This is a genomic window from Mesorhizobium sp. CA5, from assembly GCF_020165105.1.
Taxonomy (GTDB): Bacteria; Pseudomonadota; Alphaproteobacteria; order Rhizobiales; family Rhizobiaceae; genus Mesorhizobium.
In genome coordinates, this window is sequence record NZ_JAIUHJ010000002.1 from 414,234 (window position 1) to 421,911 (window position 7,678).

Genomic DNA, 7,678 nt, shown 5'->3' on the forward strand with positions numbered 1-7,678 from the left:
GCCTGACCTGAATCTCAAAGCGCCTTACGCTGTCGCCCGCGCGGCTTCGCGGTAGAGCGTCGGCGGCACGCCGACATGGTCGCGGAAGAAGCGCGAGAAATTACCCTGGGTGGTGAAGCCGAGATTGCAGGCGACCGAGATCAGCGGTTCCTGCGACCACTGCAGTTGCCGCACGGCTTCCTCCATGCGCAGCGTGTTCCAGTAGACGTTCGGCGTCAGATTGGTCTGTTCCTTGAACAGCGCGAAGAAATGCGGTCGGGAGAGCCCGACCGAACGAGCGACGTCGTCGAAGGAGATGCGCTCGCAGACATTGGCCTTCATCAACTGGATCGCCTTGCGGACACGAAAATCGAGCATCGTGTTGATGCGCGCGCGGGCTATCTGTGGTGCGGATGTATCGGCCGCATCGAGAACGCTGTCGATGAAACGCTCGATCTCGTAATTGGCGACGTCGTCGATGCTCTCATTGTCGGCCAGGTGATCGAGCAGGTTCGCCGCCGCCTGGTGCAGCCAAGGCTCCAGCGTGATCGCCGCTTGCGCGAACAGCGGCGCGGAGGAGGGCAGGTCGCGGCGCCGACGCGCCCAGTCCGGGTCGATATAGAAGGCGAGGAACAGGCCGGGCTTGCCGTCGCGGGAAAGAGCGTGGCTGTGCGGCTGGAACGAATTGATGCCGGCCGCGGTGCCAGGCCCAAGCCGCACCGTTTCGCGGCCGATGGTCATTTCGCCTGCCGTGCCTTCCAGCCAGATGATGAGATGAGCCTCGCCATGGGCATGGGTGACGAAGTCGTTGGCGACATTCAGCACGGAAACATGTCCGAACCGGCCCCAATAGAGCCTGATCGCGTCCGTCATGGGTATCGTTCCTCCCGCAGGCGACTGGCCTCCCTTCGCCTGCCGGGCAATAGTGCGGCTGAGCTTGCGGTTGCGTCAAGGCGCGCAATGATGACAGACGTTTGGAGGCCGCCGTCGGGGCGGATTTTCAGACTGGGCGATAGGCGCGGCTTTCCCTTCTCCCCTTGTGGGAGAAGGTGTCGCCGAAGGCGACGGATGAGGGGTGCTCCAGGGAAAGCCAGCGTCTCACTCCGCTGGAACACCCCTCATCCGTCTCGGCGCTATCGCGCCGATCCACCTTCTCCCACAAGGGGAGAAGGCGAGGCGGCGCACTTCAGTCACTACGCCTGAAATTGCGGATGCGGTCGAACAGGACCGCCAGGATGATCGCGCCGCCGATGAAGGTGCCTTGCCAGAAGGCGTTGATGCCAAGCAGGCCGAGGCTGTTGCGGATCACCTCGATGAGGGCGGCGCCGACGATGGCGCCGAGCGCGGTGCCGACGCCGCCGGCGAGATTGGCGCCGCCGATGACGGTGGCTGCAATCACCTGCAGCTCCATGCCGTTGCCGAGATTGGTGGTGACGGCGCCCAGCCATCCGGTCTGGATGATGCCAGCAAGCCCTGCCGACAGCGCCGAGATCATGTAGACGACGACCTTGATCTGCTTGACGGGAACGCCGGTCAGCGTCGCCGCATGCTCATTGCCGCCGATGGCGAAGATGTGCCGGCCGAATTTGGTCCAGCGCAGGATGAAGCCGGTGATCCCCGCCAGGAGGATCATGTAGAGCACCGGATTGGCGATGCCGAAAACCCAGGCGCCGCCGCCCAATGACAAAAGCTTCTGGTGGTCCGGCCCGAACTGGAACACCACGGTGTTGTTCGAGGCGACCATGGCAAGGCTGCGCGCCACCGACAGCATGCCGAGCGTGACCACGAAAGGCGGGAAGCCGAGATAGGCGATGAGCAGGCCGTTGAAGGCGCCGATCGCAAGCGCGGTGGCGATCGAGGCCAGGATGCCCACCTCGATCGAATAGCCGGCATGCATGGTGACGGCGAGCACCATCGAGGATAGGCAAAGCACCGAGCCGACCGAAAGGTCGATGCCGCCGGTAATGATGACGAAGGTCATGCCGAGCGCGACGATGGCGACGAAGGTGATATTGCGCGTGATGTTGAAGATGTTCTTCGACGTGGCGAAGGAATCGGTGGCGACGGACAGGAACAGGCAGGCCAGGATGACCGCGATCACCACCCAGAAAGTCTGGTTGGCAAAAAGCCGCGACAGGAAGGTGTGCTGCTTCTGCGCGATCGTCTGGTCAAGTGTGACTGCCATTATCGACCTTTCCTGAGGCGTGGACGCCCGATCCACGCGACTACGCAACCTGTTCGATGGCGCCGGTGATCAACCCGGTGACTTCCTCGGGCGAGCTCGAGGCGATTTTCTTGTCGGCCACCTTGCGGCCGCGCCGCATGACGATAACACGGTCGGCGACGTCGAACACGTCGGGCATGCGGTGGCTGATCAGCACCACGGCGATGCCCTGATCGCGCAGGTGGCGGATGAGGTTGAGCACTTCGGCGACCTGCCTGACCGAAATCGCCGCCGTCGGCTCATCCATCAGCACGATCTTGGCCTGCGACAGCATGGTGCGGGCAATCGCCACCGCCTGGCGCTGGCCGCCCGACATCTGCTTGACGAGGTCGCGCGGCCGCGTCTCGGATTTCAGCTCGGCAAAGAGCTGGCCGGCGCGCTTGTACATCGCGCCATAGTCGAGAATGCGCAGCGGACCGAAGCCGCGGCGCAGCTCGCGGCCGAGATAGACGTTGGCCGCGGCGGTCAGGTTGTTGCAGAGCGCGAGGTCCTGGTGGACGATCTCGATGCCGTGCTGGCGCGCATCCGCCGGCTTGTGCATGACAAGGTCCTTGCCCTCCAGCCGCATGGTGCCGTGGCTCGGGTGGAAATTGCCAGCGATCATCTTCACCAGCGTCGACTTGCCGGCACCGTTGTCGCCCATCAGGCCGACGACCTCACCAGCTTCCAGCGAAAACGAGACATCGTTGACCGCCTGGATGGCGCCGAAATGCTTCGAGATGTTGGCGAGTTCCAGAACCGACACCAGCCTTAAGCCTCCCCGTTGTTGGCGCAACTGGCCACCGAACCCGGCGGCGCCGCTTGCGTCTCGCCCCGTCCATCTCCTCCCGAACGGTGCGTCGACGCATTTAGGCAAAAGCGGACGGGGGCGTCAATCAATTGTCTGACGATTAATTTCGAGACTCGACGAAAAATCGGTTTTGTAGGACAAATAGCAATTGACGCTGGCGAAAAGCCGATATTAGCTAAGCTTCGGAACAAGACTTTGCCAATCGTCCGTCTATCCGGCGGAGGCAGGCAGATGGTTTGAGGGTAAAGGATTCGGCTGCATCGGTATTCGGGCGGACGGATCGGCAAATGCTTATCAGCCCGGCGCGGGGCGCGAACATCATGAGATGGTCGTCGTGGTTCTTGTGTATCCGGGTTGATCAGTGTGGCGGGCACGCGGTGTCCGTCTGTTTCAAGGGAGGACTGACATGAGGAAAACACTTTTGCTTGCCGCCGTCGCCGCCATGGCGTTGGGCGCCGGGCCGGCTTTGGCCAAGAAACAGCTCGTCATCGTTGTGAAGGGTCTCGACAATCCGTTCTTCGAAGCCATCCATCAGGGCTGCGAGAAGTGGAACAAGGAAAACGCCAGCTCGGAATATGAATGCTTCTACACCGGCCCGGCATCGACTTCCGACGAGGCCGGCGAGGCGCAGATCGTGCAGGATATGCTGAGCAAGCCAGACACGGTGGCGATGGCGATCTCGCCGTCGAACGCGCCGCTGATCGCGCAGACGATCAAGAGCGCCAATCCGTCGATCCCGATCATGACGGTCGACGCCGACCTTGCCAAGGAAGACGCCGCCCTTCGCAAGACCTATCTCGGCACCGACAACTACCTGATGGGCAAGAAGATCGGCGAGTACATCAAGAAGGCCAAGCCGAATGGCGGCACGATCTGCACGATCGAGGGCAATCCGGCGGCCGACAACATCCTGCGTCGCGCGCAAGGCATGCGCGATGCCCTGACCGGGAAGGAAGGTCTTGCAGCACTTGCCGGCGAAGGTGGCTGGACCGAAGCTCCCGGCTGCCCGGTGTTCACCAATGACGACGGCGCCAAAGGCGTGCAGGCGATGACCGACATCCTCGCCGCCAACCCGAAGCTCGACGCCTTCGGCATCATGGGTGGCTGGCCGCTGTTCGGCGCGCCGCAGCCTTATCGCGACCTGTTCAAGCCGATGGCCGACAAGATCGCCAAGAACGAGTTCGTCATCGGCGCCGCCGACACGATCGGCGACGAGGTGGCGATCGCCAAGGAAGGCTTGGTGACCGCGCTGGTCGGCCAGCGGCCGTTCGAAATGGGCTACAAGGCGCCTTCGGTGATGATCGACCTCATCGGCGGCAAGAAGGTCGACGATCCGGTCTTCACCGGCCTCGACGAATGCACCAAGGAAACGGCCGACACCTGCATCCAGAAGTAGGCTCTGGCTGCATCCAGAAGTGTCAAAATAGGGGCGCCCAGTGGGCGCCCCTATCCTTTTCGGCGCCTGCTCCCGCCGTCGAACAGGGCAGGGCGGCTCCCGCCTAAATCTTCTGCTTCACGCCGTCCTTCGAAGGCATCAGGTCGACGCCGTTGAGCTTGCCGATATGCGTGGCGAGCATCGGCACATACTGTTCCGTGGGACCGGCGGCGAAGGCTGTCGCAAAGGAATTCTTGGTCGCGTTGCCCAGAGGATTGGCGATGCCGGCCGCGCCCGCCATCGATTCCAGATAGGTCAGGTCCTTGAAGGCATTGGCGATGGTGAATTTGTGCGCGTCGCGGTCGCCCTCCAGCGTCCAGCGCATGAAGGTCTGGTAGAAGCCGCAATCCATGCGGCCGTTGCGAATGACGCTGTCGAAGCGCGGCGGCGAGATGCCGACCTTCTCGGCCAACGCCAGCGCCTCGGAATAGATCGCGGCGTAGCCCAGCGAGATGAAGTTGTTGAGCAGCTTCATGCGGTGGCCGTCGCCGGTATCGCCGATATGAACGATGCGGCCGGCCCAGGTCTCGAGCACCGGCTTCAGCCTGGCGAACACGGCGTCCGGCGCGCCGACCATGGCGTCGAGCGTGCCTTCCCAGGCCTCCTTCGGCGTGCGGCTGAGCGGCGCATCGACATAGTCGACGCCGAGCGCCTTGAGTTCGGCGGCCAGGGCCACTGTCGAGACCGGATCGGAGGTCGAGCAATCGACGACGACCGAGCCTTGCTTCAGGCCCTCCTTCAGCCCGTCGGGGCCGCGGATGATCGCCTCCACCTCGCGCGAGCCGGTGACGCAGATGAAGACGATGTCGGAGGCCGCGGCCACCTCCTTGGACGTGGCAACTTCCTTGGCGCCGCGTCCGGCCAAGTCTTCCGCCGGCTTGCGGTTCTTGCGACCGAGGAAGGTCAGCGGATAGCCCTTGTCGACGATGTTCTTGGCGATGCCGTGCCCCATCAGGCCAAGGCCGATGAAACCGATGTTGTCGCGGGCAGCGGTGGTGCTCATGTCGTCTCTTCCCTGTCTTTCATGGTGATGGGCGCCCGCGCGGCGGGCGATTGTCCAGAAGGTTTCCGCGGATCGCGGGTGGCGGGCGATCGCGGAATGTCATATTGTCTGACAATACACATAATTATCTAGCATTGTGGAGAGCAAAATGACGAAGCGGATCATGTTCACCGGCGGCAGCGGCAAGGCTGGCCGGCATGTCGTGGAATATCTGGTCGAACATGGCTGCCAGGTGCTCAACATCGACACCAAGCCGCTCGACAATCCGAAAGTGCGCACTTTGATTGCCGACATCACCGACAGCGGCCAGGTTTTCAACGCGCTGTCGAGCTATATGGGCCTGCACGAGTTCGACCCGTCGCTGAGGGCGCAGCCGGTCGACGCCGTGGTGCATTTCGCGGCGATCCCGCGCATCATGATCACGCCGGACAACGAGGTGTTCCGCATCAACGCGATGGGCACCTACAATCTCATCGAGGCGGCGGTGAAGCTCGGCATCCGCAAGGTTATCATCGCTTCCAGCGAGACGACCTACGGTCTTGTCTTCGCCAACGAGCCTCGCAATCCGACGCATTTCCCGCTCGACGAGGATTATGACGTCGACCCGATGGACTCCTATGCGCTGTCGAAGATCGTCAACGAGAAGACCGCGCGGGCTTTCGCGTTGCGCAGCGGCTTCGACATCTATGCGCTGCGCATCGGCAATGTCATCGAGCCGCATGAATATTCGCTATTCCCGAAATGGTTCGCCGATCCGGGTTTCCGCAAGCGCATCGCCTGGAGCTATATCGATGCGCGCGATCTCGGCCAGATCACCTTGCGCGCCATCGAGAAGGACGGCCTGGGCTATCAGGTGTTCAACGCGGCCAACGACGACACCTCGTCGGACCTGCCGACGGCGGAGCTGTTGAAGCGCTTTTATCCGGGCGTGCCGGTCAAGGCCGAGCTTGGCGAATATGAGACGCTGCTTTCGAACCGCAAGGCGCGCGATGTGCTTGGCTTTCAGCCCGAGCACAGCTGGCGCAAATACGTCAAGACGGCGTGAGCCGGCGGCAAATGCCGGTTGATCTGTGCACATCCTCGCGCATTGCGGCAAAGCGGGCTTGCCCTGCTTGACAGCTTCTGAAAACGGGATTTTGTGGAACCATGCGGGACGCTAAGCCGAACAACGAAAAGAGGCCGACAAAAATGGCAGCGGCAGAGCGTCCGTCCGGCGTTCGCCGGGCCAACGCGTCACGCATCCCGGGTGCCAGCGTGCATGCTTCGCTTGCGAGCGAGATCGGCCTTCGGATCGTGCGCGGCGACTATCCGCCGGGCACCATCCTGCCCAATGAGGCCAAATGGTCGGAGACCTTCGACGTCAGCCGCTCGGCGGTGCGCGAGGCGATCAAGATGCTGATGGCAAAGAGCCTTCTGGCCTCGCGACCGAAGATCGGCAGCTGGGTCGAACCGAAGGAACGCTGGAACCTTCTCGACCGCGACGTGCTCGCCTGGTACGCGACCTCGCCGGACCGCGAGGTGTTCCTCAAGACCGTGCAGGAGTTCCGCCACATCATCGAGCCGGAGGCGACGGCCTTCGCGGCGATGCGGCGCACCCGCGAGCAGATGGCCGAGATCAGCCAGGCCTGTCGCGAGATGGGCGAGGCGACCAACCTGCAGGAGCGCACCCGGGCCGACACGCGCTTCCACCTTGCCATCCTGAGGGCTTCAGGCAACGACCTGCTGGTGCCGCTGGGCGTCTTGATCGAATCTGCCTTCGACCATCTCTTCAGCTATACGACGCGCGAGCTCGACAATCTGCAGCACGCCCAGAAACTGCATGAGGCGATCGAACGCAGTATCCGCCTGCAAAGGCCGGACGCGGCGCGCAATGCGGTGCGCAAGCTGCTGGCCAATACCGACGAAGTGATCCGGTCGCGCTAGGGTCTTGTACCGGACCAGTTCGCCAGCACAGAAACTTTGACCGCTGCCCGTGCGTGCGTTGGCAGATCCCATGCCTTGGCGATTGGCCCAGACGCCTATCGCGGTCGTCATCCACGGGCGGAGCAAGGAGCGAAGCGACGCGCGCAGACCCGAGGATCCATGCCGTGACTTGGAAGCGCCGCGGCGGTTCAGAATTCTGCACCGTTGCACACTTCGGTCGATGTAACGGCATGGCAACTGTGTTCACGCGAATGCGGTTTTGTCGCGAATGATAGCGTTGAGGACGACCAGGAGCTTCCTTGCGACGGCGATGATAGCGAGCTT

Annotated in this window: 7 protein-coding genes; 3 read left to right on the forward strand and 4 right to left on the reverse strand. The window is 62.8% G+C overall.

What is annotated here, in order from left to right; genetic code table 11:
* Positions 1-24 precede the first annotated feature (24 nt).
* From LB529_RS04840 to LB529_RS04850, 3 genes are all read right to left on the reverse strand, one after another.
* Positions 25-852: an AraC family transcriptional regulator gene (locus LB529_RS04840; protein ID WP_140838870.1), complete on the reverse strand. Its 828-nt coding sequence runs from the start codon at positions 850-852 to the stop codon at positions 25-27.
* Positions 853-1,165: 313 nt separating this feature from the next.
* Positions 1,166-2,164 carry an ABC transporter permease gene (locus LB529_RS04845; RefSeq protein ID WP_224531877.1) on the reverse strand — a complete coding sequence of 333 codons (999 nt, stop codon included), beginning with the start codon at positions 2,162-2,164 and terminating at the stop codon, positions 1,166-1,168.
* A gap of 40 nt (positions 2,165-2,204) precedes the next feature.
* Positions 2,205-2,948 carry an ATP-binding cassette domain-containing protein gene (locus LB529_RS04850; RefSeq protein ID WP_095768909.1) on the reverse strand — a complete coding sequence of 248 codons (744 nt, stop codon included), beginning with the start codon at positions 2,946-2,948 and terminating at the stop codon, positions 2,205-2,207.
* Between the two features lie 451 nt (positions 2,949-3,399).
* Here LB529_RS04850 and LB529_RS04855 point away from each other — a divergent pair, with 451 nt between their 5' ends.
* The gene (locus tag LB529_RS04855) at positions 3,400-4,389 is read left to right on the forward strand and encodes a sugar-binding protein (protein WP_095768910.1); all 990 of its coding nucleotides are present in this window, start codon (positions 3,400-3,402) and stop codon (positions 4,387-4,389) included.
* 103 nt (positions 4,390-4,492) lie between these two features.
* Here the strand turns inward: LB529_RS04855 and LB529_RS04860 are convergent, their stop codons facing one another.
* The gene (locus tag LB529_RS04860) at positions 4,493-5,482 is read right to left on the reverse strand and encodes an NAD(P)-dependent oxidoreductase (protein ID WP_224531881.1); all 990 of its coding nucleotides are present in this window, start codon (positions 5,480-5,482) and stop codon (positions 4,493-4,495) included.
* A gap of 97 nt (positions 5,483-5,579) precedes the next feature.
* Between LB529_RS04860 and LB529_RS04865 the strand changes: the two genes are divergently transcribed.
* Together LB529_RS04865 and LB529_RS04870 are read left to right on the forward strand one after the other, a co-directional pair.
* Positions 5,580-6,476 carry an NAD-dependent epimerase/dehydratase family protein gene (locus tag LB529_RS04865; protein ID WP_224710401.1) on the forward strand — a complete coding sequence of 299 codons (897 nt, stop codon included), beginning with the start codon at positions 5,580-5,582 and terminating at the stop codon, positions 6,474-6,476.
* Positions 6,477-6,577: 101 nt separating this feature from the next.
* Positions 6,578-7,354 (forward strand): FadR/GntR family transcriptional regulator, encoded by a 777-nt coding sequence (locus tag LB529_RS04870; protein ID WP_224710402.1) that lies wholly within the window; start codon positions 6,578-6,580, stop codon positions 7,352-7,354.
* Positions 7,355-7,678 lie beyond the last annotated feature (324 nt).

What these genes read in the sequence shown, in the direction of transcription:
- LB529_RS04840 (WP_140838870.1), bottom strand. Translation starts at nt 852, where the DNA reads ATGACGGACGCGATCAGGCTCTATTGGGGCCGGTTCGGACATGTTTCC.
- LB529_RS04845 (WP_224531877.1), bottom strand. Translation starts at nt 2,164, where the DNA reads ATGGCAGTCACACTTGACCAGACGATCGCGCAGAAGCAGCACACCTTC.
- LB529_RS04855 (WP_095768910.1), top strand. Translation starts at nt 3,400, where the DNA reads ATGAGGAAAACACTTTTGCTTGCCGCCGTCGCCGCCATGGCGTTGGGC.
- LB529_RS04865 (WP_224710401.1), top strand. Translation starts at nt 5,580, where the DNA reads ATGACGAAGCGGATCATGTTCACCGGCGGCAGCGGCAAGGCTGGCCGG.
- LB529_RS04870 (WP_224710402.1), top strand. Translation starts at nt 6,578, where the DNA reads ATGCGGGACGCTAAGCCGAACAACGAAAAGAGGCCGACAAAAATGGCA.